Source organism: Clostridium sp. FS41 (assembly GCF_000954015.1).
GTDB lineage: Bacteria > Bacillota > Clostridia > Lachnospirales > Lachnospiraceae > Enterocloster > Enterocloster citroniae.
Map to the genome: position 1 here is coordinate 1 of NZ_JYHN01000036.1, position 1146 is coordinate 1146.

Here is a 1146-nt window from a genome sequence, read left to right on the forward strand (position 1 = left end):
CAGAGAAATACAGCATCACAGTTCAGCCCGGAACCTTGACCGTAACACCAAAGGAAGTAACGGTCACAGCGGCAAGCGAAAGCTTCAGCTATGATGGAAAGCCACACAGCAATAGTGGATATGAAGTGACCGGAATGATAGGAACGGATGCCATAAGTGCAGTGGTAGAGGGAAGCATCACGTACCCGGATCAGAGTCCGGTGGAAAACAAGGTGGTAAGCCATACATTCACCAGCGGTGAGTATAGTAACTACAAAGTGGAGTACGTAGACGGAAGCCTGACAATGGAATACGGCGAGCAGGTTGAGATCACCATCACAGCAGCAAGCGAGAGCTTCCCATATGACGGAACTGAGCACAGCAATGCAAAAGTAACCGTAACAGAAGGAACTCTGGCAGAAGGAGATTACCTGGTAGCAGAAGCGACCGGTACCGTGACTGATGTAGCAGATACATCCACTGGTAACAACCCTGTGAAGGACGGCTACAAGGTGATGAACGGAAGCGTGGATGTGACAGAGAAATACAGCATCACAGTTCAGCCCGGAACCTTGACCGTAACACCAAAGGATGTAACGATCACAGCAGACAGTAAGGATTATAAATATGATGGAAAGAGTCATAGCAATCCGGGCTATAAAGTTGAAGGACTGCTTGGTGGAGATGGGCTGAGGGCAGTTGTTGAAGGAAGCATCAAATATCCGAGTCAGAGTCCAGTGGAAAACAAGGTGGTGAACCATACATTTACAAGTGGTAAGGAAAGCAATTACAACGTGCAGTATGTAAATGGAAGCCTGACAATGGAATACGGCGAGCAGGTTGAGATCATCATTACAGCAGCAAGCGAGAGCTTCCCGTATGACGGAACCGAGCACAGCAATGCAGGAGTGACCGTGACAGAAGGAACTCTGGAAATGGGTGATCGTCTGGTAGCGGAAGCAGTCGGAAGTGTAATTAATGTAGCAGACACACATGAAGGAAACAATTCCGTGAGGGAAGGCTATAAGGTAATGAACGGTGATGAGGATGTGACGGCTAAGTACAAGATCACACCTCAGAACGGAACCTTAAGCGTAACACCAAAGGAAGTAACCATTACAGCAGCAAGCGAAAGCTTCAGCTATGATGGAAAGCCACACAGCAACA

Annotated in this window: 1 protein-coding gene; it reads left to right on the top strand. The window is 48.0% G+C overall.

Going from position 1 to position 1146, the window contains the following annotated elements; all coding sequences use genetic code 11:
• The coding region (locus tag CLFS41_RS30025; protein ID WP_045091649.1) for an MBG domain-containing protein at positions 1 to 1146 on the top strand (1146 nt) is incomplete at both ends.